Origin of the sequence: Salipiger mucosus DSM 16094 (assembly GCF_000442255.1) — a bacterium.
Lineage (GTDB): Bacteria > Pseudomonadota > Alphaproteobacteria > Rhodobacterales > Rhodobacteraceae > Salipiger > Salipiger mucosus.
The window spans coordinates 107,561-132,267 of record NZ_KE557273.1 but is presented as its reverse complement, the minus strand read 5'-3'; the positions used below and the strand labels follow the sequence as shown (position 1 = coordinate 132,267).

Sequence of the window (24,707 nt, the reverse complement as noted above, 5' to 3'; positions counted from 1 at the left end):
GCCCCGTCCTCAGGCCGCGTCGGGCTTGAAGGGGGCCATGCCCGCGCGGGCCAGTTCGTCGGCGCGTTCGTTCTCGGGGTGGCCGGCGTGGCCCTTGACCCATTCCCAGGTCACCTCGTGGCGCTTCTGCGCCTCGTCGAGCCGTTGCCAGAGTTCGACGTTCTTGACCGGCTTCTTGGCGGCGGTTTTCCAGCCGTTGCGCTTCCAGCCGTGGATCCAGCCGGTAACGCCGTTCTTGACGTAGGCACTGTCGGTCACGACCGTGATGCGCGAGGGCCGCGTGAGCGATTCCAGCGCGTTGATCGCCGCCAGGAGCTCCATGCGGTTGTTGGTCGTGCGCGCCTCGCCGCCCTTGAGCTCGCGCTCCTTGACGACGCTGGCGCCCTCTTTCGCGTGCATCAGCACGCCCCAGCCGCCGGGGCCGGGATTCCCGGAACAGGCGCCGTCGGTATATGCGAAAAGCTCAGCCATGAGCCGTGACGCATAGCCATGGCGACTCCGTCCCGTCAAGCCCCGTACCGCGCCCGCGCGTCACGCTGTCGGGGCGCAGCCCGGCCTGCTCCAGCAGGGCGCGCAGCTCGGGCTCCTCGTAGTAGGTGTAGAAGCGCCCGAGACGGTCGCGCGCCTCGCCCTGCCCCTCCTTGAGCGTCAGGCCGAGCCGCCCGCCCGGTTTCAGCGCCCCGGCGATGGCCGCGAGGTGGCGCGGCATGTCGGCGCGCGGGGCGTGCAGCAGGCTGAAGCAGGCCCAGACGCCGTCGTGGCGATCCTCGCCCGCGATCTCGTCGAAGCTGGCCTGCCGGGCCTCGACGCCGCGCTGCCGGGCCATCTCGACCATGGCGGGCGAGGCGTCCATCGCCTCGACCCGCAGCCCCGCCTCCATCATGTGCACCGCGTCGTGGCCCGGCCCGCAGCCGAGGTCGAGCACCGAGGCGCCCTCGGGCAGGGCCGCGATGAAGGCCTGCAGCGTCTCCCAGGGCGCGCCAGGGGCCATGCGGGCATAGTCCTCGGCACGCGTCTCGTAGACCTGCAGCGTCTCGCGGTCGGTCACGTCAGCACTCCCACCAGGAGGCAGGCCACGACCACGCCCGTGAGCAGCCCGCGCAGGTGCATCCACCACTGCGGCGCGAGGCCCCAACGCCAGAACTGCCAGTCGAGGATCAGCAGCCCCAGGAAGCCCGCGATGAGGTTCACCCCCGCCGAGACCGGCCCGCCTCCCGCCATGAAGAAGGCCCAGAGCGCCGGGATCACCGAGAGCGCGTAGCATGTCGCCGCCTGCTTGCCCGAGGCCTTGGTGGCGAATCCCCAGAGCACGCCCGACATGAAGGACAGGATCACCGTGCCGTAGAAGAGCTGCACGTAGGGGCCGACGAACCGCCCGCCCAGCGTCTCGATGCCCCAGGCGTAGGCGCCGTCCGAGAGCAGCGTGAGTGCGCCCCAGACAAAGGGCAGCAGGCCGGCAAGGCCGAGCAGCAGGGCGGCGCGGGGGATGGCGGACATGGGGCGGGCTCCTTTTCGTTGTCTGGCCGCTCAGGATAGCAGCCGCGCGCCTGCTGTCACGCGGGCCCGGCGCCCGGCGGCCAGGCCAGATCTGGCCCGGTCCGGAAATGCGACACGTTGTTGGTGAAGACGCTCTCGGGCGCCAGCCGGATCAGGCGGCCCGCAGGATCGTCGATCCGCGCCACGTTGTCGATGAACCAGGGGTTCCAGCCCTCTTCCGGCCCCAGGTATTTCGCCAGCAGGCGGCGGAAGCGGTCGGGCTGCATGGGGAGGACTTCGCCCCGCCCGCGCAGTCCCAGGTGCAGCAGGCGCCCGGCCTCGCGCTCGAAGTCGGTGATCTCGACGGCGCAGCGCGGCTCGACCGCCAGCCGCCGCGCGGCGCCCGAGCCGGTGTTCGAGGGCATCCAGAGCGCCGCGTCCTCCCAGATATACCAGACGGGGGAGACGCGCGGGGCTCCATCGGCCTCGGAGGTGGCGAGATTGGCCATCAGCGGCGCGCCCAGCACCACGGCAGGGTCGAAGGCGCGCGGCACGGGCGTTCAGGCCGGTTCGCGCAGCACGCGCGGCACCTTGAACTCGACGTCCTCGCGGGCGGTCTCGACCGTCTCGACGGTGGTGTCGTAGCGTTCGCAGAAGGCCTCGATCACCTCGTCGATCAGCACCTCGGGGGCCGAGGCGCCGGCCGTCACGCCGATCGAGGCGATGCCGTCGAGCGCGCGCCAGTCGATGTCGGAGGCGCGCTGCACCAGCTGGGCATAGGGGCAGCCCGCGCGCTTCGCCACCTCGACCAGCCGCTTGGAGTTGGACGAGTTCGGCGCCCCCACCACGAGCAGCGCATCGCAGTCGGGCGCCATGGCCTTGACCGCCTCCTGCCGGTTGGTGGTGGCGTAGCAGATGTCTTCCTTGTGGGGCCCGACGATGCTCGGGAAGCGCGCGCGCAGCGCCCGCACGATGCCCGCGGTGTCGTCGAGCGAGAGCGTCGTCTGCGTGACGAAGGCGAGCCGGTCGGGGTCGCGCACCTCGACGGTCTCGACGTCGGCCTCGGTCTCGACCAGCAGGACCTCGCCCTCGGGCAGCTGGCCCATGGTGCCGATGGTCTCGGGGTGGCCGGCATGGCCGATCATGATCATCTGCAGCCCGTTCTCGTGGTGGCGGGCCGCCTCGATGTGCACCTTCGAGACCAGCGGGCAGGTCGCGTCGACGTAGACCATCTCGCGGCGCGCAGCCTCGGCGGGCACCGCGCGAGGCACGCCGTGGGCCGAGAAGATCACCGGCCGGTCCGGCGGGCAGTCCTCGAGTTCCTCGACGAAGACCGCGCCCTTGTCGCGCAGCCCGTCGACCACGAAGCGGTTGTGCACGATCTCGTGACGCACGTAGACCGGCGCGCCCCATTTCTCGAGCGCCATCTCGACGATCTTGATCGCGCGGTCGACGCCGGCGCAGAATCCGCGCGGCGCGGCGAGGTAGAGGGTCAGCGGGGTCTTGGTCATCGTGCGTCTCCTGTTGGCGTCACAGGTAATGATATCGCGCCGCCGGGTCCAGAGTCGTGCGCGCCCCGGATGACGTCGGAGTGAGTTGACGGCGGGTGATCGCGCAGCGAGATTCGCCCCGGGGCCGAGGAAAGAGCAACATGACGAAGATCTGGATGATCGCGGGCACAGCGGCGCTGCTGACGGGGCTGGCCGGCCTGACCGCCGCGCAGATGAAGGCGGAGCCCGTACCGGGGCTCCTGCCCTACGAGGACACGGCACGCGTGGCGCGCGGCGAGGCGCTCTACGAGCAGAACTGCGCCAGCTGCCACGGGACCGACCTCGCCGGCGAGCCCGACTGGCGCGAGCGTGACGCGGCCGGCTACCTTCCCGCGCCGCCGCATGACGAGACGGGCCACACCTGGCATCACCCCGACGAGATGCTGGTCGAAATCGTCACCCGCGGCACCGAGGCCATGGTGGGCGGCGACTACCGCTCGAACATGATGGGCTTCGGCGAGACGATGACCGAGGACCAGATCCTCGACGTGCTGGCCTACATCAAGAGCACCTGGCCCGCAGAGGTCGTCGAGATCCACAACGACATCAACGCCCGCGCGGCGGCCTTCGAGGACTGACGCTCAGCCCCCGGCGACGGTGGTCGCCCAGGCCAGCACGACGTAGCGGCCGGTCTTGGCCACCGTGACCAGCGCGGCGAAGAGCCACCACGGCGTGCGCATGATCCCCGCGACCACCGTGAAGGCATCGCCGAGGGGCGCCCAGCTCAGCAGCAGGGTCCAGACGCCCCAGCGCGCGTACCAGCGCTGCGCGCGGTCGAGCTGCGACTCCGTCACCGGGAACCAGCGGCGGTGCCGGTAGTGCTCGATCCCCATGCCCATGAGGTAGTTGACCACCGCGCCCAGCACGTTGCCGACGCTGGCCACCAGCACGATCAGCACCAGCGGCGCGGCTTCGCGCAGCTGAAGGGCCACGAAGACCACCTCGGACTGGAACGGCAGGATCGTGGCCGCCCCGAAGGCGGCCGCGAAAAGGCCGCCAAGAGCGGCAAGCTCAGCCCACATGGCCGGACGGACCTCTCATCCCCATGAAACCCCGTCCGGATCCGGTGTCAGCTGTTCGAGGCGACCTCGAAGTTGCGCTCGGCCTGCTGCTCGCGCGGCGGGCGGCCGATGACTTCGCGCAGCTCGTCGAGCTCGATGAAGTTGTCGGCCTGGCGGCGCAGCTCGTCGGCGATCATCGGCGGCTGGCTGCGGATGGTCGAGACCACCGAGACGCGCACGCCCTGGCGCTGAAGGCTTTCCACCAGCGGACGGAAATCGCCGTCGCCCGAGAACAGCACGATGTGATCGATCCGCGGTGCCAGCTCCATGGCATCGACCGTCAGCTCGATGTCCATGTTGCCCTTCACCTTCCGGCGGCCCTGGCTGTCGGTGTATTCCTTGGCCGGTTTCGTCACCATCGAGAAGCCGTTGTAATGCAGCCAGTCGACAAGCGGACGGATCGGCGAATACTCGTCGTTTTCGAGCAGGGCGGTGTAATAGAACGCGCGCACCATCTTGCCGCGGCGTACGAATTCCTGGCGGAGCAGCTTGTAGTCGATGTCGAATCCGAGCGCCTTCGCGGCCGCGTACAGGTTCGACCCGTCTATGAACAGCGCCAGCCGTTCATCCTTGTAAAACATCAAATGTCCTTTCAGGTAATGGGCGCGCCGGATCGTCCGTGAGTGAGTGCAATAAAATGGGCACGCCCGATCCGCCAAAAGTAATATATTTTATCCAGCATTCAAGCTGGATGACATAACGTCCACGGTACCGCAAAGACCATGTCCGAACAAGAAATCCTGATCGCTCTCGGCTCGAATCTGGGCTCGCATTCCGGCGATCCGGCGCAGACCCTCCGCGCCGCGCTCGATGCGCTGCCCAGCACGGGCCTGACCGTCGAACGTGTGAGCCGATTCTACGCAACGCCCTGTTTTCCGGCGGGGGCCGGCCCGGACTACGCCAATGCCTGCGCGGTCCTCTCCGGCCCGCTCGATCCGGCCGGGGTACTGCAGGCCCTGCACCGCATCGAGGCCGACTTCGGACGCCACCGCGTGCAGCGCTGGGGCAGCCGGTCGCTCGACCTCGACCTGCTGGCCGTCGGCGGCACTATCCTGCCTGACGCGACGGAACAGGCGGCATGGCGGGCGCTTTCGCCCGATGCACAGCTTCGCGCCGCACCAGAGACGTTGATTCTGCCGCATCCGCGCCTCCAGGACCGGGGCTTCGTACTCGTCCCGCTGTGCGACGTGGCACCCGACTGGCGCCATCCGCTGCTGGACCGGACCGCGGCCCAGCTCTGCGCCGCCCTGCCCGCCGGGGACCGCGCCGGGATCGTGCCGCTGGCGGCCTGACCGGCCCCGGGCACGCTACATATCCCCTTTCTGACGGCTAACCGCAAAGGTGATACGCATGGCCCGCGTCACGGTAGAAGATTGCGTCGACAAGGTTCCGAACCGGTTCGAACTGGTGATGCTCGCCGCGCACCGCGCGCGCGAGATTTCGTCGGGCGCGCCGATCACGGTCGATCGCGACAACGACAAGAACCCCGTCGTCTCGCTGCGCGAGATCGCCGAGGAGACCCAGTCGGCCGACGAGCTGCGCGAGCGCCTGATCGAGTCACACCAGACCCAGATCGAGGTCGACGAGCCCGAAGAGGACAGCATGGCGCTGCTCATGGGCTCCGGCTCGGGACAGGGCGCCGCCGCCGAGCCCGACAAGCCGGCCGAGGACGACATGTCCGAAGAGAAACTCCTGCGCGCGCTCATGGAGGCGCAGGGCGAAGGCTAAGGCCCGCATCATATGCGGGCCGGGTAGGGAAGGACGCCCATGATCGCGGCGGAAGACCTGGTTGCACTGGTCCGCAACTACAACCCTCGGACGAACGAGGCGCTGATCCGCGCGGCCTATGATTATGGCCGCGCGTTGCACGAGGGGCAGTTCCGCCATTCGGGCGAGCCCTACTTCACGCATCCCGTGGCGGTCGCCGCCATCCTGACCGAGCAGCAGCTCGACGATGCGACCATCGTGACCGCGCTCCTGCACGACACGATCGAGGACACCCGTGCCTCCTACAACGACATATCCGAACGCTTCGGCACCGAGGTTGCGGACCTCGTCGACGGGGTGACGAAGCTCACCAACCTCCAGCTCTCCAGCTCCGAGACCAAGCAGGCGGAAAACTTCCGCAAGCTTTTCATGGCCATGTCCAAGGACCTGCGCGTGATCCTCGTGAAGCTGGCCGACCGCCTGCACAACATGCGCACCATCAAGGCGATGCGGCAGGAGAAGCAGGAGCAGAAGGCGCGCGAGACGATGGATATCTTCGCGCCGCTCGCGGGCCGCATGGGCATGCAGTGGATGCGCGAGGAGCTCGAGGACCTCGGCTTCCGCGTCCTCAACCCCGAGGGGCGCGCCAGCATCATCCGCCGCTTCATCACGCTCCAGAAAGAGGCCGGCGACGTGATCCACCGGATCACCGGCGACATGCGCCACGAGCTCGAGGCCGCCGGCATCGACGCCGAGGTCTTCGGCCGCGCCAAGAAGCCCTACTCGATCTGGCGCAAGATGCAGGAAAAGGGCATGGGCTTTTCCCGCCTCTCCGACATCTACGGCTTCCGCGTCATCACCCGCTCGGAAATGGACTGCTACCGCGCGCTCGGGGTCATCCACCAGCGCTGGCGCGCCGTGCCCGGCCGCTTCAAGGACTACGTGAGCCAGCCCAAGTCGAACGGTTACCGCTCGATCCACACCACCGTCTCGGGCCGCGACGGCAAGCGCGTCGAGGTGCAGATCCGCACCCGCCAGATGCACGACGTGGCCGAGACCGGCGTCGCCGCGCATTGGTCCTATCGCGACGGCGTGCGCTCGGAGAACCCCTTCGCCGTCGATCCCGCCCGCTGGATCTCGAGCCTGACCGAGCAGTTCGACGCCGAGGAGGACCACGACGAGTTCCTCGAGGCCGTAAAGCTCGAGATGTATTCGGACAAGGTCTTCTGCTTCACGCCCAAGGGCGACGTGGTGAAGCTGCCGCGCGGGGCGACGCCGCTCGACTACGCCTACGCGATCCACACGCGCATCGGCTCGGCCTGCGTCGGCGCCAAGGTCGACGGCATCCGCGTGCCGCTCTGGACCCGGCTCAAGAACGGCCAGTCGGTCGAGATCATCACCGCCGAGGGCCAGACCCCGCAGGCCACCTGGCTGGACATCGCGACCACGGGCAAGGCCCGCACCGCGATCCGCCGCGCCCTGCGCGAGGCCGGCCGCGAGCGCTTCGTCCGGCTGGGCCGCGAGCTGGCGCGCTCGGCCTTCGAGCACGTCGGCAAGAAATCCACCGACAAGGTGCTGGAAAAGGCCGCCGCGACCCTGCGCCTGCAGGATGCGCAGGAGGTGCTCGCGCGGCTCGGCAGCGCCGAGATCACCTCGCGCGAGGTCGTGCACGCGGTCTACCCCGATCTCGGCCCCGCCGACGAGGCCGAGGTCGACGCCCACCGCGCGGTGATCGGCGTCGATCCCGACACCGGGTTCGAGCGCGCCCCCTGCTGCCAGCCCCTGCCGGGCGAGCGCATCGTCGGCATCACCCAGCGCGGCCGCGGTGTCATCGTGCACGCCATCGACTGCGAATCGCTCGCCGCCTTCGAGGACCAGCCCGACCGCTGGCTCGACCTGCACTGGGCCGAGGGCACCCACCCGCCCGCCTACGGCGTGAGCCTCGAGATGACGATCGGCAACGACGCGGGCGTGCTGGGGCGCGTTTGCACCTTGATCGGCGAGCGGCTGGCCAATATCTCCAATCTTACCTTCGTGGACCGGAAACCGGATTTCTTCAGAATTCGGATGGATGTAGAACTCAGGGACGCCGAACACCTGCACTCGGTCATCTCTGCGCTCGAAGCGGAAAGCGACGTGGCCTCGGTGAACCGGCGGCGCGATGCCTCGCTCTCGGCGCTGCCCACCGCAGCCGAGTAGCAGGGCGCCCGCAGGGCCCTCGGCACAGCCACCGGCGGCCCCCGGCCGCGAGACGTCGACAGGCCACGGCCCCGGGCCGAGGCAACCGGAAAGGGGACCCGTTGGTCTTCAAGCGCCGCGACAGACGACCCTTGTGGCGGATCGTGCTGGAATTCTTCTGGCCGAAGGGGGGATGGGCCCGCGCCGCCAAGTACGTGCAGCACCGGCTGCACCGTCTGCCCGATCCGCCGGAGCGGATCGCGCGCGGCGTCTTTGCAGGCGTCTTCACCACCTTCACGCCCTTCTACGGCGGGCATTTCTTCATTGCCGCCACGCTGGCGCTGATCCTGCGCGGCAACGTCATCGCCGCGCTGCTGGGCACCTTCTTCGGCAACCCGCTGACCTATGTCCCCATCGCCATCGTCTCGCTCAAGACCGGCGACTGGCTGCTGGGCATCGACCGGCACGCCACCGATCACGGCACCATCCTGCACAAGTTCACCTACGCGGGCCGCGATCTCTGGGACAACCTGCTGGGCTGGCTCTGGGGGACGCAGACCGACTGGACCAACCTGCTGATATTCTTCCGCGAGGTCTTCTACCCCTACATGATCGGGGGCATCCTGCCGGGCATCGTGGCGGGACTGGTCGCCTACTACCTGACGGTCCCGGTGATCCGCGCCTACCAGAACCGCCGCAAGGGCGCCCTCAAGGTCAAGCTCGCGGCACTGAAGAAAAAGCAGAAACGGGCTGACGGCGGCTCGGCCCCGGACTAGGGTGCCGCCGAACCGCCCGGAGAGCCTGTCATGACCGACCACGCCGGACGCCTGCGCCTGGGCGTCAACATCGACCACGTCGCCACCGTCCGCAACGCGCGCGGCAGCGCCTACCCCGATCCGCTGCGCGCCGCCATGATCGCCGAGGAGGCCGGCGCCGACGGCATCACCGCGCACCTGCGCGAGGACCGCCGCCACATCTCCGACGCCGACATCGAGGGCCTGACCGAGCATCTGAGCCTGCCGCTCAACTTCGAGATGGCCGCGACCGAGGAAATGCAGGCCATCGCCCTGCGCCACCGCCCGCATGCCGTCTGCATCGTCCCCGAGAAGCGCGAGGAGCGCACCACCGAGGGCGGGCTCGAGGTCGCGCAGGACGAGAACCGGCTGGCGCATTTCATCGCCCCCCTGCGCGAGGCCGGCAGCCGCGTGTCGATCTTCATCGCCGCCGACCGGGCGCAGATCGAGGCCGCCCACCGCATCGGCGCCCAGGTGATCGAGCTGCACACCGGCGCCTACTGCGACCTCCACGCCGAGGGCAGGTTTGCCGAACGCGACGCCGAGCTGACCCGCCTGCGCGACATGGCGGCGCTCGCCCATTCGCTGGGGCTCGAGGTGCACGCGGGCCACGGGCTCACCTACGACACGGTGCAGCCCGTCGCCGCCTTCCCCGAGGTGATGGAACTCAACATCGGGCACTTCCTGATCGGCGAGGCCATCTTCCGCGGCCTCGGCCCCGCCATCGCCGAGATGCGCCGCCTGATGGACGCGGCCCGCGCGTGACGCCCACCGACGCCGAACGCGATGCCCTCGACGCGGTGATCGAGGAAGCCCGCGCGCGCTTCGTGCCCGGGGCGGGACCGGTCTTCACCGCCGCCGTCGTCATGGGCGACACGCGCCTCGCGCTCTGCGCCAACGAGGTCGCCGAGACCTGCGATCCCTCGCGCCATGCCGAGGTCGCGGTCATCGCCGCCGCCGCCCGCGCGCAGGGCGGCACGGACCTCTCGGGCGCCACGCTGGTGGCCTCGATGCAGCCCTGCGAGATGTGCCTCGCCGCGATGCGCTGGGCCGGCATCGACCGGCTGGTCTTCGCCATGACGCAGGAGCGCGCACCCGCCTTCTTCCACTTCCCGGGGCTGGGGATCGCCGATTTCGCCCGCGCCAGCGGCGACGCCTTCGACTGGCACGGAGGATCGGGGGCCGGCCGCCTCGCCCACATCTATCAAGGAGACGCATGATGAAAGCCGTCTGGTACGAGGGCTTCGGCCCCGCCTCCGAGGTGCTGCAATACGGTGACCTCCCCGACCCCGAACCGGCCCAGGGCGAGGTGCTGATCCGCCTGCACGCCACCGGCGTGAACCCCTCCGACGTCAAGCTGCGCGCCGGTGCGCGGCCCGGCGCGGTGATGCAGTATCCCCGCGTCGTGCCCCATTCCGACGGCGCCGGCGTGATCGAGGCCGTGGGCAGGGGCGTCGACCCCGCCCGCGTCGGCCAGCGGGTCTGGACCTGGAACGCCGGCTGGCAGCGCGACTTCGGCACCGCTGCCGAGTATGTCGCCCTGCCCTCGCACCAGACCGTGCCGCTGCCCGAGGGCACCTCCTTTGCCGAGGGCGCCTGCCTCGGCATCCCGGCGATGACGGCCTGGTACGCGCTCTTCCGCGACGGCCCGATCGAGGGCAAGACCGTGCTCGTGACCGGCGGCGCGGGCACCGTGGGCCGCTACGCCTGCCAGATGGCGGCTCTGGGCGGCGCGCGGGTCATCACCACCGTCAGCTCGCCGGAAAAGGCCGCGCATTCGGGCACCGCCGACTGGATCAACTACCGCAAGTCCGACGTCGCCTCCGTGGTGCAGGACCTCACAGGCGGCGAGGGCGTCGACCGCATCGTCGAGGTCGACTTCGCCGCCAACCAGGACACCTCGCTGGCGGTGCTCAAGCCCGGCGGCACCATCGCGGCCTATGCCTCGGCCTCGCGCATGGCGCCGGAACTGGCCTTCTACCCGCTGATGTTCATGAACATCACGCTGCAGATGTTCGTCGTCTACCGCGTCGCCCCGGAAACCCACGCCCGGGGCGAAGCGCAGCTCGACGGCTGGCTGCGCGACGGGAAGCTGTCGCACGCCGTGGTCCCGTGCGGAAAGCTCTCCGACGCCGCCGCGGCGCACGAGAAGGTCGAGGCCGGGCAGAAGCTCGGCACGGTGGTGCTGGAGATCTGAGCGCATGATCCTCGGCATCGGCACGGACCTCGCCAACATCGAGCGGATCGAGCGCACACTCGAGCGCTTCGGCGACCGCTTCCGCAACCGCGTCTTCACCGAGACCGAGCAGCGCAAGGCCGAGCGCCGGCGCGACACCGCCGGCACCTACGCCAAGCGCTGGGCCGCGAAGGAGGCCTGCTCCAAGGCGCTCGGCACCGGCCTGCGCATGGGCATCGCCTGGAAGGAGATGGCGGTCAGCAACATCGCCACCGGCCAGCCCGTCATGCAGGTGACGGGCTGGGCCGCCGACCGGCTGGCCGAGATGACGCCCGAGGGCCGCGAGGCGATCATCCACGTCACGCTCACAGACGACCACCCCTGGGCCCAGGCCTTCGTCGTGATCGAAGCCCGCCGGCGCGACGCCTGATCCCGGGGCCCCGGCCGGGGCCCACCCCGATTTCCCTGCCGGGGATGCGGCAAATCTCCTGCCGGGAAATTTGGCCGCACCTGCCCTCGCCTTGACACTCTGCCCCCGCCCGCTCATGAAGCCGGGGACCCAGGCGGCGAGGCAGGACCATGGCGAAGAAAGAGGAAAAATCCGGCGGCGGCATCCTCGAGACGATCAAGACCATCGTCTACGCGCTGCTGATCGCGGGCGTCTTCCGCACCCTGTTCTTCCAGCCCTTCTGGATTCCCTCGGGCTCGATGAAGGACACGCTGCTGATCGGCGACTTCCTCTTCGTCAACAAGATGTCCTACGGCTACTCCTACGCCTCCTGCCCCTCGCTCTACCTGCCGAGTTTCGGCATCGACATCGACGCCCGCGACATCTGCGGCTTTCTCGACGGCGACAACGCGCGCCTCTTCGGCTCCGAGCCCGAGCGCGGCGACATCGCCGTCTTCCGGCACCCCATCACCGGCCGCGATTTCATCAAGCGCGTGATCGGCCTGCCGGGGGACCGCATCCAGATGAAGCAGGGCGTGCTGCACATCAACGACGAGCCCGTTCAGGTCGAGCCCGCCGGCACCTTCGAGGAGGTCGCCGAACCGCAGGGCCCGCAGCGCCTGCGCCCGCGCTGCGAGAACGGCCCCGTCGGCACCGGCGGCACCTGCGAGAAGTCGCGCTTCACCGAGACGCTGCCCAACGGCGTGAGCCATAACATCCTGAACATCACGATGCAGGGCTCGGACAACACCTCGGTCTACACCGTGCCCGAGGGCCACTACTTCATGATGGGCGACAACCGCGACAACTCCTCCGACAGCCGCGTGCCCAGCGCTGCCAACGGCGTGGGCTTCGTTCCCTACGAGAACCTCATCGGCCGCGCCAACCGGGTGATCTTCTCCTCGGCCGGCTCCTCCATGCTGTTCTTCTGGACCTGGCGCGGCGACAGGTTCTTCGAAAAGCTGCAATGAAGCGCTCGGCCGAGATCGCGGCGCTCGAGCAGCGCCTCGGCCACCGTTTCACGCGGCCCGAGCTGCTGCGCCGCGCGCTCACCCATTCCTCCATGTCCGGCCCCGGCCGCGAGGACAACCAGCGCCTGGAATTCCTCGGGGACCGGGTGCTCGGCCTCGTGATGGCCGAGGCGCTCCTCTCCGAGGACCGCCGCGCCAGCGAGGGTCAGCTCGCCCCCCGCTACAACGCACTCGTCCGGAAGGAGGCCTGCGCCGAGGTCGCCGAGGCCGTCGAACTGGGCAAGGCGCTCAAGCTCGGCCGATCCGAGATGATGTCCGGCGGCCGGCGCAAGATGGCGCTGCTCGGCGACGCGATGGAGGCGGTCATCGCGGCGGTCTACCTCGACGCCGGCTTCGATGCCGCCCAGGCTATGATCCTGCGCCTGTGGGGGTCTCGGGTCGCCACCGTCGAGGCGGATTCGCGCGACGCCAAGACCGCGCTGCAGGAATGGGCCCAGGCCCGCGGCATGGCCCCGCCCGCCTACGTCGAGACCGCCCGCACCGGGCCGGATCACGCCCCGGTCTTCACCATCGAGGCGCGGCTCGACTCGGGCGAGACCGTCGAGGCCACCGCAGGCTCCAAGCGCCGCGCCGAGCAGCAGGCGGCCGAGGCCCTGCTCGACAAGGTCACCTCCGGTGAGTGAGCCGCGCCCGGCCCCCACCCCCGGCACCGAACGATGAGCGGCAACGCCGCAGGCGCGTTCTTCATGGTGCTCGCCATGACCTTCTTCGCGGTCGAGGATGCGCTCTTCAAGTCGGTGACCCCGGCCCTACCCCCGGGCGAGGCGACGCTGATCTTCGGCGTCACGGGGCTTGCGATCTACGTCGCCTGGTCGCTCTGGCAGCGCGAGCCGGTGCTGCACCCGGCGATGCTGCGCCCCAGCCTGCTGATCCGCACCGGCTTCGAGATCATGGGCCGGCTCTTCTTCGCGCTGGCGCTGGCCTTCACGCCGCTCTCGGTAACCTCCTCGATCCTGCAGGCGGCGCCGCTGGTGGTCACCGCCGGCGCCGCGCTGATCCTGGGCGAACACGTCGGCGCGCGGCGCTGGACCGCGACGCTGGTGGGCTTCGCGGGCGTGTTGCTGATCCTGCGCCCGACGCCCGAGGCCTTCCGCGCCGACGCCCTGCTCGCGGTGGCGGGCATGGTGGGCTTCGCCGGCCGCGACCTCTTCACCCGCGCCAGCCCGCCCGCCGTCTCGACCCGGCAGCTCGGCACGCTGGGATTTGCCGTGATCGTCGTGGCGGGCCTTCTGATCCTGCCCTTCGACCCGGCGCCCCCGCGCCTGCCCGGGACCAGTGAGCTGGCCCGCCTGCTGCTGACCGGCGTGGTCGGCGTCACCGCCTACACCCTGCTCACCCGCGCCATGCGCAGCGGCGAGGTCTCGGTCGTGGCGCCCTTCCGCTACTCGCGGCTGCTGGTGGCGCTGGCCTTTGCCTACCTCTTCTTCGGTGAAAGGCCCGACGCCTGGACACTGGGCGGCGGCGCCCTGATCGTCGCCAGCGGCCTCTACACGCTTTTGCGCGGCGCACGCACTGGCCGGACGCGCCAGGATGAGGTACAGGCGGTCAACTCGAACAGCGGACCCACCCCATGACCACACGCGCCGGATTCGTCGCCCTCATCGGAGAGCCCAACGCGGGCAAGTCCACCCTCACCAACCGCATGGTGGGGGCGAAGGTGTCGATCGTCACCCACAAGGTGCAGACCACCCGCGCCCGCATCCGCGGCGTCGCGATCGAGGACGAGACCCAGATCGTCTTCGTCGACACGCCCGGGCTCTTCGCGCCGCGCCGCCGGCTCGACCGCGCAATGGTCGCCGCGGCCTGGGGCGGGGCGGCCGATGCCGACATCATCGTGCTGCTGGTCGAGGCGCACCGCGGCGTGACCGAAGGCGTCGAGCGTATCCTCGAGGGGCTGGCCGACCTGCCGCAGGGGCGCACCGTGGCGCTGGCGATCAACAAGATCGACCGCGTCGAGGCGCCCGCCCTGCTGGCCCTGACCAAGGATCTCAACGACCGCTACGCCTTTGCCAAGACCTTCCTCATCTCGGCCGAGCGCGGCCACGGCGTCGAGGATCTGCGCAAGTGGCTGGCGGGCGAACTGCCCGAGGGCCCCTGGCTCTACCCCGAGGACCAGATCGCCGACCTGCCCATGCGCATGATTGCCGCCGAGATGACGCGCGAGAAGCTGACCCTGCGCCTGCACCAGGAACTGCCCTACCAGCTCACGGTCGAGACCGAGAGCTGGGAGGAACGCAAGGACGGCAGCGCCCGCATCGACCAGGTGATCTACGTCACCCGCGACGGCCACAAGGGCATCGTGCTGGGCCGCAAGGGCGAGACGGTCAAGGCAGTCTCCAAGGCCGCCCGCGAGGAGCTCGAGGAGTTCCTCGGCCGCCGCGTGCACCTCTTCCTGCAGGTGAAGGTGCGCGAGAACTGGCAGGACGAATCCGAGCGCTACTCGGAAATGGGTCTCGACTTCCGCGACGGGAACCAATGACCGCCGCGCCTGACCTGCCCCTCACCCCGGCTCTCCCCGAGGGAGGAGGGCACCACGCCGCGCAGACAGGCCCCGCATGGCCCGCCTGACCACGCGGTTCTGGGTCGACGCCTACCTTGCCCGGCTGAACTTCGCGATGATCCCGGCCTATGTCATCGCCCACGGCGACGACACCGCCGGCGCGGTGCTGGTGAAGCTCGCCACGCTGGACGGGCAGGCCCGCGCCTTCACCCGGGGCTTCGATCTGTCGACCGGAGACCGCCACTGGACCGAGCTCACCGCCGGTCCCGAGCCCGAGGTCGACGCCTCCATCGCGAAACAGCGCAGCTTCGACCCCGATCTCTGGGTGATCGAGGTCGAGGACCGGCAGGGCCGCCACCTGCTCGACGAGGAAGGCCTCGCCTGACACCGGCGGCCGGGCCCCAATTTTCTTGCCAAGGAAATTGCAGACGCCCCGGCAGGCCTCAGCGCCCGCGCGGCCAGATCCGCGCCAGGCCCACCTGCGCCGCGCCCGCGGTGAAGAACCCGAGGCAGAGGATCCCCGACCAGCGGGCCACCCCGGCCCAGCCGATCTCGCCCGGGTCCACGAAGAAATAGGGATAGACCCCCTCCCCCTGCCCGCGCAGCAGCGCGTAGCCCACGTAGACCAGCGGCCAGAGCAGCCAGAGTCCCGCGTCGCGCAGCGCCAGCCCCCGCTTGGGCGCGGCCGCCAGCCAGAAGCCCACCACCAGCAGCGGCACCACCGTGTGCAGCCCCGCGTCGGCCAGCGCCGCCAGCCCCGAAAGCTCGCGCGCCAGAAGCAGGTGATAGACCACCGCCACGATCCCGATCCAGAGCGCCAGCCCGCCCAGCCAGGCCCGGCCCGCCATGCGCCCGCGCGCGGCCATCCAGCCGAAGGTGCCCGCCACCAGCGCGTTGGTCAGGATCGTGAAGTAGCGCACCAGCCGCCACAGCACCTCGGGCGGCGTGAACGCCGGATTTTCCCGCGCCGTCACCACCGCCTGCGCCGCGAGCGCGGCGAGCGCTAGGGCAGCGATCAGCGTGGCGAAAAGGCGCGTGCGGGCGGACATGGTCCAAAGGATGCCCCCGCTTGCCCCGCCGCACAAGCCGGCCGATAAAGCCCCATGGACTGGCGCGACACCGGCATCCTTCTCAGCGCACGCCGTCACGGCGAAAGCGCGGCCATCCTCGAGGTTTTCACCGCCGAGCACGGCCGCCACATGGGCGTGCTGCGCGGCGGCGCCTCGCGCCGGGTGGCGCCCACGCTGCAGCCGGGCGCGCAGCTCGACCTCGCATGGCGCGCGCGGCTCGAGGACCACATGGGCCACTACACCGCCGAGCCGCAGCGCTCGCGCGCCGCGGTCGCGATGGGCGATCCGCTTTCGCTCGCGGGGCTCAACACGGTGACCTCGCTGCTCTCCTTCTGCCTGCCCGAGCGCGAATCGCACCCCGCGCTCTACCGCCGGACGGAGGCGCTGCTCGACCTGCTGGGGCAGGCCGACCTCTGGCCTCTGGCCTACCTGCGCTGGGAGATGGCCCTGCTCGACGAGATGGGCTTCGGGCTCGACCTCTCGGCCTGCGCCGTCACCGGGGCGAACGACGGGCTGACCCATGTCTCGCCGCGCACCGGCCGCGCGGTCACGGCCAGCGGCGCCGGCGACTGGGCCGACCGGCTGCTGCCCCTGCCGCCCGTCATGCTGGGCGAGGGCCCCGCCACCGATGCCGATATCGTGACCGCCCTGCGCACGACGGGTCATTTCATGGAAAACCGCCTCGCAACCGACCTGCGAGACCGCCCCCTGCCCGCCGCGCGCGCGCAATTCGTCACCCGGCTGGCCCGCGCAGCCGAAACGGAGTGACGCCGCGCCTTCCCCGCCCCCCAAAGCGCGCTAAGTCACGGGGCATGCGCTGGACCCTTCCAAATTCGCTCACCGTGCTCCGCCTCGTGGCCGCCCCCGGCCTGGCGGTGATGTTCCTCTATTTCTCCCGCCCGCTGGCGGACTGGTTCGCGCTGCTGCTCTTCGTGGGCGCCGCGGTGACCGACTGGTTCGACGGCTACATCGCCCGCACCTGGGCGCTGGAATCCAAGATGGGCGCCATGCTCGACCCCATCGCCGACAAGGCGATGGTGGTGATCGCCCTCATGGTGATCGTCGGCTACTCCTCGATGTCGCCCTGGCTGGTGCTGCCGGCGACCTTCATCCTCTTCCGCGAGGTCTTCGTCTCGGGCCTGCGCGAGTTTCTCGGCGACGTGGCCGGCACCCTCAAGGTCACGAAGCTCGCCAAATGGAAGACCACGCTGCAGATGGTCGCCATTGCCGTGCTCTTCGCGCAGGGCGTCTTCGAGCACTACCTCGCCGTCTCCGCCGACCCGCTCACCCCGCAGGCGGTCAGCGACATCCTGTCGGGCCGGGCCGAGGACACCCACGGCCTGCGCTGGAAGGAGGCCGGCATGACATGGGCGGGCCACATCGGCCTCACCCTGCTCTGGGTGGCTGCGGCGCTGACGCTGATCACCGGCTGGGACTATTTCGTCAAGGCGCTGCCGCTGCTACGGGAGGAGAGATGATCGACGTGCTCTACTTCGCCTGGGTCCGCGAGCGGATCGGCCTGCCCAAGGAACGGATCGAGACGGGGGCCGCCACCGTGGCCGACCTCGTCGCCGAGCTGCGCGCCCGCGAAGAGCGCTACGAGGCCGCCTTCGCCGACCTCTCGGCCCTGCGCGTCGCCGTCGACCAGGAACTCACCGATTTCGACGCGCCCCTCGCCAATGCCCGCGAGGTGGCCTTCTTCCCGCCGATGACCGGAGGCTGAGATGAGCGCGCCGGCCACCGGCCTCCGCGTCGTCGTGCAGGAGGCCCCCTTCGACTTCGGCGCCGAATGCGCCGCCTTCGCCGAGGGCCGCACCGACATGGGCGCCGTGGTGACCTTCGCCGGCATGGTGCGCGACGACACCGGCACGCTCGACGCCATGGAGATCGAGCACTACCCCGGCATGACCGAGCGCGCGCTCGAAGGCATCGCCGCCGAGGCCCAGGCACGCTGGTCGCTGGGCGAGGTGCTGGTGATCCACCGCTACGGCCGCATGGCCCCGGGCGAGCGCATCATGATGGTCGCCACCGCCGCCCCCACCGCGGCGACGCCTTCGCGGCGGCCGAATACCTGATGGACTACCTCAAGTCCCGCGCCCCCTTCTGGAAGAAGGAACACGGCAAGACGGGCGAGACCGGCTGGGTTGCGGCAAAGGATTCGGACGAGGACGCGCTCACCCGCTGGTAGTCGCCCGGCGGGCGCCCTTGCGCAGGGGCGCGCTGCGGTCATATCATCTGACCAATTCCCGCGCATCCGAGTCCCGTCCATGCCCTTCCGCCCCGTGCAATCCGAGAAACTCGCCTCGGCCGTCGTCCGCCAGATCGAGGAGCTGATCCTGCGCGGCATCCTGCGCCCGGGCGAGCGCCTCCCGGCCGAGCGCGAACTGGCCGAACGGCTCGGTGTCTCGCGCCCCAGCCTGCGCGAGGCGGTGGCCGACCTGCAGTCGCGCGGGCTGCTTGAAAGCCGCGCCGGCGCCGGCATCTTCGTGACCGACGTGCTGGGCTCGGCCTTCTCGGACACGCTGATTCAGCTCTTCGCGACCCACGACGAGGCGGTCTTCGACTACCTCAGCTTCCGCCGCGACATGGAGGGCCTCGCCGCCGAGCGGGCCGCCGAACACGGCACCGAGACCGACCTCAAGGTCATCGGCCAGCTCTTCGCGCAGATGGAGGCCGCCCACCAGCGCCGCAATCCCGCCGACGAGGCGCGGCTCGACGCCGACTTCCACCTCGCCATCATCGAGGCCAGCCACAACGTCATCATGCTCCACATGATGCGCTCGATGTATCAGCTCCTGCGCGAGGGCGTGTTCTACAACCGCTCGGTCATGTTCAAGCAGCGCACCACGCGCGAGGCGCTGCTCGAGCAGCATCGCGCCATCAACGAGGCGCTGCAGGCCCGCGACGGCGCCGGGGCGCGCCGGGCGGTCGAGGCGCATCTCGACTACGTGGGCGCCGCGCTCGCCGCCGACCGCAAGGCCGAGCGCAACGAGGACATCGCCCGCCAGCGTTTCGAGCGCGTGACCGGCCGGACCTGACGCCGCCTCCCTCCCCCACCGGGGCAGCCGGGATGGGGGATCGAGCGTGGAGCCCATCGACCCTTCGGACACGGAAAGGGCCTCTCCCGGCCGGGCCGTTTCCCGAACGTGTCATCGATCCGGGCGCGCGGACAAAGCGGCAATGACCGCTTCCACCCTGAATTACGAACGGTCTCGGACGTCCCTCGCGTAGTGCAGCGCCCCGATGACCACGGCCGTACAGATCCAGACCAGGCTCACTCCCCACCAGCTGACCGCGGAGCTCGTCTCGCCACTCCCAGGGTATCGTTCCGGAACCGGAAGAAGGAACGGCATTGCAATAATGACAGCGGCTTGCGTGACGCCCGTCAGGGCCGGGCCCTTCAGTTTTCGCAGCTTTTCGCGGCGCATGTCACCCTCCGAGGACAGGACGTGACGCTGGCGCGCAAAGGCTGGCTGGCATATGGATGGCCACGACAGCCTACCGATGTCTCGGAGCGGATCAATGCCCGCGTCGTCCGCACAACCGGCGTTCGGGGAACGACGTCACCGTCGCGGAAACCTCCGACTGCGTCGAAACGATAACACTCTGCGGGAGCTGCAGCTTCAGCCTTGCAGTCCGGCATATACGTAAAAGGCCGCCCCCGGTCGGGGGCGGCCCTCGGGCGCGTCATGCGCCGCAGTTCAGTCCTGCGCGGGCAGCTTGTAGGCGATCACGGCATCGCTGACGCCGGTCTCCATGAAGTGGTGCCCGCCGGGCGCGATCAGCACGTATTGCTCGCCGTCGACCTCGTAGGCGATGGGGTTCGCCTGGCCGCCGGCCGGCAGCACGTCCGACCACAGGGTCTCGCCGGTCTCCATGTCGATGGCGCGGAACAGGTTGTCCGTCGCGGCCCCGATGAAGATCAGGCCCCCGGCCGTGATGACCGAGCCGCCGTTGTTCGGCGTGCCGATCTTCATCGGCAGCATCGAGGGGATGCCGAAGGGTCCGTTCCGCCGCGCCGTGCCGATGGGCTGGTCCCAGACGGTCTCGCCCGTCTCGATGTCGATGGCCCGGATGCCGCCGTAGGGCGGGTTCGTGCAGGGCATCCCCGTCAGCCCCGAGCGCCAGCCGGCGTTGACCTGGATGGCATAGGGCGCGCCGATCTGCGGGTCGCCCGCGCCCTCGGCGCCGCCGCCGTCACCGCCGCCATTGTCGGCCTCCTGGCGCTGCTCGATGGACTTCCAGCCCTTCGCGTCGGCCTCCTCGCGCGGGACGAGGTAGTTGTAGTTGGGGATGTCGTTGTAGTTGGCGATGATCAGCCCGCGCTCCGGGTCGACCGCCACCGAGCCCCAGTCGGACCCGCCGTTGTAGCCGGGATACTGGATGTAGGGCTCCGTCGAGGGCGGCGTCAGGTAGCCTTCGTAGTTGGCCTGGCGGAACTTGATCCGGCACCACAGCTGGTCGATCGGGGTAAAGCCCCACATGTCCTTCTCGGTCAGCGGGTCCTTGCGCAGCGTGTGCCACTCCGAGACCGGCTGGCTGTCGGCCACGTAGTCCGGCTCGATATCGCCCTGCGGCAGGTCGGTGATCTCGCCCACAGGGGTCAGCGGCTCGCCGGTCTCGCGGTCGAGGATGTAGATATCCCCCTGCTTCGAGGGCAGCAGCACCGCGGGCGTGCCCTGGTAGTCCAGCAGCGTCGGCTGCGAGCCGAGGTCATAGTCCCAGACGTCGTTGCGCACGGTCTGGAACTTCCAGGCCTCCTCGCCGGTCGTGGCGTCGAGCGCGACGAGGCTGGTCGCGTACTCGTTCTCCACCTCCGAGCGGTTCGAGCCGTAGTAGTCCACCGAGGAGTTGCCCAGCGGCAGGTAGACATAGCCCAGTTCCTCGTCCGCCAGCGCCGTCGCCCAGACGTTCGGCGTGCCGCGGGTATAGACCTCGCCCTCGGGCGGGCCGTCGCGCATCTCGTCCGGCGCGGCCAGATCCCAGGCCCAGACCAGCTCGCCGGTGCGGGCGTCATAGCCGCGAATCACGCCCGAGGGCGCATCCTCGGCCTGTCCGTCCTTGACCTGCGCACCCGTCACGGCGACGCCGCGCACGATCGTCGGCGGCGCGGTCACGGCGTACCAGCCGGGCACCTTCTCGCCGATGCCGTCCCAGAGGTCGACCTGCCCGCCCTCGCCGAAGTCGGCGCAGGGCTCGCCGGTAGCGGCGTCGACGGCGATCAGCCGCGCGTCGATGGTGCCTTCCATCAGCGTCGTCTTGCAGGCCTCGTCCTCGGCCTTCTGCGGGTCGGTCCAGACCGCCACGCCCCGGCACGACGCACCGTAGGGGATCGCCTCGTTCGGCACCTCGGGGTCGTAGCGCCAGTTCTCCTCGCCGGTGGCCGCGTCGATCGAGATCAGGATGTTCATCGCCGAGCACATCAACAGGTCGTCGCCCACCTTCACCGGCGTCGATTCGGGCGAATACTTGCCCTCGGCCGAGCCGGTCGGCATGTCGCCGGTGTGGTAGACGAAGGCCCGCTCGAGCCCGCCCACGTTCTCCGGCGTGATCTGGTCGAGCGGCGTGTAGCGCTGCGCATCCGGCCCGCCGCCGTAGAACGGCCAGTCGGCGCCCACCTGCGGCATCTCGGCAGCGGAAAAGGGCGCGCTCTCGGGGCCCGTCTCCTCTTCGGCAACCTGCTCCCCGGCGTCTTCGCCCGACGCGGTCTCGCTGCCGGCCTCGGTCGCGGCCGTTTCCGCCGTCCCGGTCTCGCTCTGGTCCGCGGGCGCGTCGGTGTCCTCGGCAGTGTCGGTCTCGGAGGTCGTCTCGGTGTCGGCCGTCGCCTCACCGTCCGTGGTCGACTCCGCGTCGCTCGCCGCCTCGGTGTCCGTGTCCGTCTCCGCGGTCGCCTCGGCGTCGGTCTCGGAAGCCGTCTCGGCGTCGGCGTCAGCCTCCGTCCCGGTTTCCGTGTCGCCTTCAGCCTCGGTCTCGGCGTCAGTCTCAGCCTCGGCCTCCGGCTCAGCCTCGGCCTCCGGCGCGGCCTCGTCGTCCTGCGCCGCCTCCGTCTCGCTCTCGGGGGCAAGCTCGGTCTGCGTGTCGGTCCCGCTGTCCTGCGCGAAGGCCGGGGCAAGCGCCAGCGGCGTCATCGTCAGCGTGGTCGAGGCCAGAAGCGCCGTCAGCACGCGCGCGCCGGGGGTGGGTGTTCGATCTGTCATCTGTCGTCTCCTTGACCGGCCGCGCCGGTCCGCGTCGTCGAGCATCAGGCGGTGCGGGGTGCGGTGCGGCGCAGTGCCGGGATGCACAGCAGCACGAGCACCAGGATCACCGTGGGCGAGAGCATCCGGGGCACCTGCGCCCACAGATCGGCGCCGGATTCCCACCAGGCCCAGACCATCGTGGCCGCCCAGACCGCGAGGTAGAGCCAGACGGCATTCATCGAGCCGTGGTTGAGAAGGACGCCCGTCGCGATCAGCCCCGCGCCGGCCAGCGCGTAGTACCAGCTGCCGCCGAGCACCAGCAGCCAGACGCCGCCGACGAAGATGACGAGTCCGAAGATGACACAGACCCAGCCGAGGATCCGCACGGCCCAGCCGGGCCCGCGCGTGCCCGCCTGGGCACCGCTCTGAGTATCGTAGGTGGTCATGAAGACCTCTTGTGCAAGAATTGACTGTTCCGGGGCGCGCGGCGGGCCGCGAAATACTCCCTGTAGAAACAAGCCGCCGGCCGGTCGGAAGGTTCCCGCCGATCGCGGAGGTTTGAGGGCTACCGAAGGAAAATCCAACGCAACACCCTGGAAATCATGAATAAAAAAACCCGGGCGCGAACGCCCGGGCAGTTGGTCACAAAAGCTGACAGGAAGGAGGAGGTCAGCTCTTGGAGAACTCGGGGTAGGCCTCCATGCCCAGCTCGCCCATGTCGAGACCGGCCACTTCCTCCTCTTCGCTGACGCGGATGCCCATGACCAGCTTGAGGATGAACCAGACGACCGCCGAGGCGATGATGGTGAAGATGCCGACCACGACGATGCCGTAGAGCTGCGTGGCGAAGGTCGCCGCGTCGTTGGTGAAGGCAACCGCGATGGTGCCCCAGACGCCGCAGATCAGGTGGACCGGGATGGCGCCGACGACGTCGTCGATCTTCATCTTGTCCAGCATCGGCACGGTGAAGACCACGATGATGCCGCCGATCGCACCGATGATGGTGGCCGCGCCCAGGGTCGGCGTCAGCGGCTCTGCGGTGATCGACACGAGGCCGGCCAGCGCGCCGTTCAGCACCATGGTGAGGTCCGGCTTCTTGTACATGATCTGGGTCATGATCAGCGCGGCGATGGCGCCACCGGCTGCGGCGGTGTTGGTGTTGGCGAAGATGCGCGACACGTCCGCCACGTCACCCACGGTGCCCATGGCCAGCTGCGAGCCGCCGTTGAAGCCGAACCAGCCCAGCCACAGGATGAACGTGCCAAGCGTCGCGAGGGTCAGGTTCGAGCCCGGGATCGGGTTGACCTTGCCGTCGCGGAACTTGCCGATCCGCGGTCCGAGGATAATGGCGCCGGTCAGCGCGGCCCAGCCGCCCACCGAGTGCACGACGGTCGAACCCGCGAAGTCCTGGAAGCCCGCGGCGTCGAGGAAACCGCCGCCCCACTTCCACGAAGCCTGCAGCGGGTAGATGATCGCGGTCAGGACGATCACGAAGATCAGGAAGGGCCACAGCTTGATGCGCTCGGCCAGGGTGCCCGAGACGATCGAGGCGGTGGTGGCGCAGAACATCAGCTGGAAGAAGAAGTCCGAACCGGTCGAGGCATAGCCGTAGTCGTCGGCCGCATCGGCGGTAACGCCCACGGGCTCGAGAACGGCGGGACCCCAGACGCCCGAGATGATGCCTTCGTTCATCCAGGTGCCCAGCGGGTACATGAGGTTGTAGCCGATGAGGTAGTAGAAGATCGCCGCAAGCGAGAAGAGCGCGATGTTCTTCATGCACTGCATCGCCACGTTCTTGCCGCGCACGAGGCCGGCCTCGAGCATGGCAAAGCCCGCGGCCATCCACATCACGAGGAAGCCGCCGATGAGGAAGAGCAGCGAGTTGAAGATGAAGACCGTGTCGGTCGAGGCGTTCGTCCCCGGCACAGGTCCGTCGTCCTGCGCCAGACCGAGGCTCGGCAGCGCGATGAGCGCGGCGGCCGGAGCGAGCGTCTTGAGAAGTTTCATTGTTCCGTTGTCCCTTTCAAACTGTGCAGGAGCAGCCGTTTACAGCGCGTCCGCGTCGGTTTCCCCGGTGCGGACCCGCACCGCCTGGAGCACGTCCAGAACGAAGATCTTGCCGTCCCCGATCTTCCCGGTCTGCGCGGTCTTGGTGATCGTCTCGACGACCTGGTCGGCCATGGAGGCCGCAACCACGATTTCCAGCTTGATCTTGGGCACGAAGTTCACGGCGTATTCGGCGCCGCGGTAGATCTCCGTGTGACCCGATTGCGATCCGAAGCCCTTGATTTCCGTCACCATCATGCCGCGCACGCCGATTCCGGTGAGCGCCTCGCGCACCTCCTCGAGCTTGAACGGCTTGATCGTCGCAATGATCAGTTTCACCCTTGGTCCCTTTCGGTTTGGCAGACCTCCGGCCTGCGTTCTGCACGGGGCAGCAAGACGGTCCCGCGACGTCAATGAAAGGGATCGGCCCGCGCGGCGCGAGGCCAGACGGCGCCGGAGTGCACAAAATTCGCACATATTTTCAGGGATGC

The 24,707-nt window shown here is 69.5% G+C and carries 30 protein-coding genes and 1 pseudogene; 19 read left to right on the top strand and 12 right to left on the bottom strand.

Features of this window, described 5'->3' with window-relative positions:
* Positions 1-9 precede the first annotated feature (9 nt).
* The 5 genes from rnhA to ispH are packed head-to-tail and all read right to left on the bottom strand — an operon-like array spanning position 10 to position 2,987.
* A complete protein-coding gene (gene rnhA / locus SALMUC_RS00685) occupies positions 10-471 on the bottom strand; it encodes a ribonuclease HI (protein ID WP_020040668.1) in 462 nt (153 codons plus the stop codon).
* Positions 464-1,048, bottom strand: coding sequence for a class I SAM-dependent DNA methyltransferase (locus SALMUC_RS00680; protein WP_020040669.1), 585 nt, complete (start codon positions 1,046-1,048; stop codon positions 464-466). The genes rnhA and SALMUC_RS00680 overlap by 8 nt, the downstream gene beginning before the upstream one ends.
* Complete coding sequence (locus SALMUC_RS00675) at positions 1,045-1,497, bottom strand: DUF3429 domain-containing protein (protein ID WP_020040670.1); 453 nt, start codon at positions 1,495-1,497, stop codon at positions 1,045-1,047. Before SALMUC_RS00675 ends, SALMUC_RS00680 begins: the two co-directional genes overlap by 4 nt.
* A 56-nt stretch (positions 1,498-1,553) precedes the next feature.
* On the bottom strand, positions 1,554-2,030 hold the full coding sequence (locus SALMUC_RS00670) for a pyridoxamine 5'-phosphate oxidase family protein (RefSeq protein WP_020040671.1): 477 nt from the start codon (positions 2,028-2,030) through the stop codon (positions 1,554-1,556).
* 6 nt (positions 2,031-2,036) lie between these two features.
* Complete coding sequence (gene ispH, locus SALMUC_RS00665) at positions 2,037-2,987, bottom strand: 4-hydroxy-3-methylbut-2-enyl diphosphate reductase (RefSeq protein WP_020040672.1); 951 nt, start codon at positions 2,985-2,987, stop codon at positions 2,037-2,039.
* Between the two features lie 140 nt (positions 2,988-3,127).
* On the opposite strand from ispH, the gene SALMUC_RS00660 reads away from it, so the two are divergent.
* A complete protein-coding gene (locus SALMUC_RS00660) occupies positions 3,128-3,604 on the top strand; it encodes a c-type cytochrome (protein ID WP_020040673.1) in 477 nt (158 codons plus the stop codon).
* A gap of 3 nt (positions 3,605-3,607) precedes the next feature.
* Here SALMUC_RS00660 and SALMUC_RS00655 read toward each other — a convergent pair whose 3' ends face one another.
* Both SALMUC_RS00655 and SALMUC_RS00650 read right to left on the bottom strand, forming a co-directional pair.
* On the bottom strand, positions 3,608-4,048 hold the full coding sequence (locus SALMUC_RS00655; protein WP_020040674.1) for a YqaA family protein: 441 nt from the start codon (positions 4,046-4,048) through the stop codon (positions 3,608-3,610).
* 47 nt (positions 4,049-4,095) lie between these two features.
* Positions 4,096-4,668: a LabA-like NYN domain-containing protein gene (locus SALMUC_RS00650; RefSeq protein WP_020040675.1), complete on the bottom strand. Its 573-nt coding sequence runs from the start codon at positions 4,666-4,668 to the stop codon at positions 4,096-4,098.
* 141 nt (positions 4,669-4,809) lie between these two features.
* Between SALMUC_RS00650 and folK the strand changes: the two genes are divergently transcribed.
* From folK to SALMUC_RS00585, 13 genes are all read left to right on the top strand, one after another.
* On the top strand, positions 4,810-5,379 hold the full coding sequence (gene folK / locus SALMUC_RS00645) for a 2-amino-4-hydroxy-6-hydroxymethyldihydropteridine diphosphokinase (protein ID WP_020040676.1): 570 nt from the start codon (positions 4,810-4,812) through the stop codon (positions 5,377-5,379).
* A gap of 58 nt (positions 5,380-5,437) precedes the next feature.
* Positions 5,438-5,815, top strand: a complete 378-nt coding sequence (gene rpoZ / locus SALMUC_RS00640) for a DNA-directed RNA polymerase subunit omega (RefSeq protein ID WP_020040677.1) — start codon at positions 5,438-5,440, stop codon at positions 5,813-5,815.
* Between the two features lie 39 nt (positions 5,816-5,854).
* Positions 5,855-7,993 (top strand): RelA/SpoT family protein, encoded by a 2,139-nt coding sequence (locus SALMUC_RS00635; RefSeq protein ID WP_020040678.1) that lies wholly within the window; start codon positions 5,855-5,857, stop codon positions 7,991-7,993.
* A 101-nt stretch (positions 7,994-8,094) separates the two neighbouring features.
* On the top strand, positions 8,095-8,748 hold the full coding sequence (locus tag SALMUC_RS00630) for a DUF2062 domain-containing protein (RefSeq protein ID WP_021119659.1): 654 nt from the start codon (positions 8,095-8,097) through the stop codon (positions 8,746-8,748).
* Positions 8,749-8,778: 30 nt separating this feature from the next.
* Entirely contained in the window at positions 8,779-9,531 is a 753-nt protein-coding gene (locus SALMUC_RS00625; RefSeq protein WP_020040680.1) for a pyridoxine 5'-phosphate synthase, read from the top strand.
* Positions 9,528-9,986 carry a deaminase gene (locus tag SALMUC_RS00620; protein WP_020040681.1) on the top strand — a complete coding sequence of 153 codons (459 nt, stop codon included), beginning with the start codon at positions 9,528-9,530 and terminating at the stop codon, positions 9,984-9,986. Before SALMUC_RS00625 ends, SALMUC_RS00620 begins: the two co-directional genes overlap by 4 nt.
* Positions 9,986-10,963, top strand: a complete 978-nt coding sequence (locus tag SALMUC_RS00615; protein ID WP_037370921.1) for an NADPH:quinone reductase — start codon at positions 9,986-9,988, stop codon at positions 10,961-10,963. Before SALMUC_RS00620 ends, SALMUC_RS00615 begins: the two co-directional genes overlap by 1 nt.
* A gap of 4 nt (positions 10,964-10,967) precedes the next feature.
* Positions 10,968-11,372: a holo-ACP synthase gene (gene acpS / locus SALMUC_RS00610; protein WP_020040683.1), complete on the top strand. Its 405-nt coding sequence runs from the start codon at positions 10,968-10,970 to the stop codon at positions 11,370-11,372.
* 149 nt (positions 11,373-11,521) lie between these two features.
* Entirely contained in the window at positions 11,522-12,361 is an 840-nt protein-coding gene (gene lepB, locus SALMUC_RS00605) for a signal peptidase I (RefSeq protein ID WP_020040684.1), read from the top strand.
* Complete coding sequence (rnc, locus tag SALMUC_RS00600; protein ID WP_020040685.1) at positions 12,358-13,044, top strand: ribonuclease III; 687 nt, start codon at positions 12,358-12,360, stop codon at positions 13,042-13,044. The genes lepB and rnc overlap by 4 nt, the downstream gene beginning before the upstream one ends.
* 33 nt (positions 13,045-13,077) lie before the next feature.
* Complete coding sequence (locus SALMUC_RS00595; protein ID WP_020040686.1) at positions 13,078-13,995, top strand: DMT family transporter; 918 nt, start codon at positions 13,078-13,080, stop codon at positions 13,993-13,995.
* Positions 13,992-14,900, top strand: a complete 909-nt coding sequence (gene era, locus SALMUC_RS00590; protein ID WP_020040687.1) for a GTPase Era — start codon at positions 13,992-13,994, stop codon at positions 14,898-14,900. The genes SALMUC_RS00595 and era overlap by 4 nt, the downstream gene beginning before the upstream one ends.
* A 76-nt stretch (positions 14,901-14,976) precedes the next feature.
* A complete protein-coding gene (locus tag SALMUC_RS00585) occupies positions 14,977-15,306 on the top strand; it encodes a DUF1491 family protein (protein WP_020040688.1) in 330 nt (109 codons plus the stop codon).
* A 58-nt stretch (positions 15,307-15,364) separates the two neighbouring features.
* Here the strand turns inward: SALMUC_RS00585 and SALMUC_RS00580 are convergent, their stop codons facing one another.
* Positions 15,365-15,970, bottom strand: coding sequence for a Pr6Pr family membrane protein (locus SALMUC_RS00580; RefSeq protein WP_020040689.1), 606 nt, complete (start codon positions 15,968-15,970; stop codon positions 15,365-15,367).
* Positions 15,971-16,024: 54 nt separating this feature from the next.
* On the opposite strand from SALMUC_RS00580, the gene recO reads away from it, so the two are divergent.
* The 5 genes and pseudogenes from recO (at position 16,025) to SALMUC_RS00555 (ending at position 19,029) form a co-directional block, all read left to right on the top strand.
* On the top strand, positions 16,025-16,759 hold the full coding sequence (gene recO, locus SALMUC_RS00575) for a DNA repair protein RecO (protein WP_020040690.1): 735 nt from the start codon (positions 16,025-16,027) through the stop codon (positions 16,757-16,759).
* Positions 16,760-16,803: 44 nt separating this feature from the next.
* On the top strand, positions 16,804-17,469 hold the full coding sequence (pgsA, locus tag SALMUC_RS00570; protein WP_020040691.1) for a CDP-diacylglycerol--glycerol-3-phosphate 3-phosphatidyltransferase: 666 nt from the start codon (positions 16,804-16,806) through the stop codon (positions 17,467-17,469).
* Entirely contained in the window at positions 17,466-17,714 is a 249-nt protein-coding gene (gene moaD / locus SALMUC_RS00565; protein WP_020040692.1) for a molybdopterin converting factor subunit 1, read from the top strand. The genes pgsA and moaD overlap by 4 nt, the downstream gene beginning before the upstream one ends.
* A 1-nt stretch (position 17,715) precedes the next feature.
* A pseudogene (locus SALMUC_RS00560) lies at positions 17,716-18,179 on the top strand (molybdenum cofactor biosynthesis protein MoaE).
* Between the two features lie 79 nt (positions 18,180-18,258).
* Positions 18,259-19,029 (top strand): FadR/GntR family transcriptional regulator, encoded by a 771-nt coding sequence (locus SALMUC_RS00555; RefSeq protein WP_020040694.1) that lies wholly within the window; start codon positions 18,259-18,261, stop codon positions 19,027-19,029.
* A 663-nt stretch (positions 19,030-19,692) separates the two neighbouring features.
* On the opposite strand, the gene SALMUC_RS00545 is transcribed toward SALMUC_RS00555, so the two are convergent.
* The 4 genes from SALMUC_RS00545 to SALMUC_RS00530 form a co-directional block, all read right to left on the bottom strand.
* Positions 19,693-22,188 (bottom strand): pyrroloquinoline quinone-dependent dehydrogenase, encoded by a 2,496-nt coding sequence (locus SALMUC_RS00545; RefSeq protein WP_020040696.1) that lies wholly within the window; start codon positions 22,186-22,188, stop codon positions 19,693-19,695.
* A gap of 44 nt (positions 22,189-22,232) precedes the next feature.
* Positions 22,233-22,616, bottom strand: coding sequence for a hypothetical protein (locus SALMUC_RS00540; RefSeq protein ID WP_020040697.1), 384 nt, complete (start codon positions 22,614-22,616; stop codon positions 22,233-22,235).
* Positions 22,617-22,839: 223 nt separating this feature from the next.
* Positions 22,840-24,177, bottom strand: coding sequence for an ammonium transporter (locus tag SALMUC_RS00535; RefSeq protein WP_020040698.1), 1,338 nt, complete (start codon positions 24,175-24,177; stop codon positions 22,840-22,842).
* A gap of 39 nt (positions 24,178-24,216) precedes the next feature.
* The gene (locus SALMUC_RS00530; RefSeq protein ID WP_020040699.1) at positions 24,217-24,555 is read right to left on the bottom strand and encodes a P-II family nitrogen regulator; all 339 of its coding nucleotides are present in this window, start codon (positions 24,553-24,555) and stop codon (positions 24,217-24,219) included.
* Positions 24,556-24,707: the final 152 nt, after the last annotated feature.